The 751-nt window shown below is 45.3% G+C and carries 2 protein-coding genes; both read right to left on the bottom strand.

The genetic code is table 11. The features are described from left to right. On the bottom strand, positions 1-454 hold a 454-nt coding region (locus KIV40_RS31750; RefSeq protein WP_285353303.1), incomplete at its 3' end, for a hypothetical protein. A gap of 10 nt (positions 455-464) precedes the next feature. After that, a partial coding sequence (locus KIV40_RS31755) for a YaeQ family protein (RefSeq protein ID WP_285353305.1) occupies positions 465-751 on the bottom strand: 287 nt, incomplete at its 5' end.

The following is a 751-nucleotide window of genomic DNA, read 5'->3' on the forward strand; positions in this document are numbered from 1 at the left end:
CCATGAACTCGACTCGGACTTCATCTTCAGTGCTTTTTGAAAAGCGTGACAACAAGTTAGCGGTAGCTTCTGCATGATCGTTGGCTAGGCTGTAGTCCATACCCATACGGCCTTGAACAAATAGCCAAAGGTGAGTAACGAATTGCAGTTTCTTCGAACTTGAGTGATTAAACTTCTGGCTGTGCTCTTGGCCTACCGTCTCTTCTAGTACCTGCAACATGGCTTCGCTAGCGTCTTTGTCGGCACTGAATTCGTAAGTTGCATCAATGTGCGTCTTCGTCAGCAGGCCCAATAGCGTTTGAATGCTCGAATTTTCAGGCTTGTTTTCACATGCGTGCTTAAACAAAGCCTTATTGTGTTGAACAAAGTCTTTGTGCTCTTGCTCAAACCCGATTTTTAACGCCTGAATCTGCTCGAAACCCGCTTCTGATAGGCAGTGTTCTAGTTTGCTCATAGTGCTGATGTTATTCGTTGCTTTGCAGTTCTTCCCAAGTCACTTCTGCAGACTTGGTATCGCTGTTCACAAACGCAGAGTTGCCAGTCAGCATCACTGAAAGATCCATTGTACGCTCAGTCATTTCTGCCATTTGTTCAATGCCTTCATTGCTTAGGCGAACAATTTGAGCGTTTAGGTAACCGAACTTACCGCGGTTCTGTTCCCACCAAACATTTGATTTGGTATTAAAGCTGAATACTTTGACAGACTTGGCTAAGCGCGTTGCCTTTTTAACGCGTTCAGGATCTGGCTCTC

It is taken from the genome of Vibrio sp. D173a (assembly GCF_030248475.1).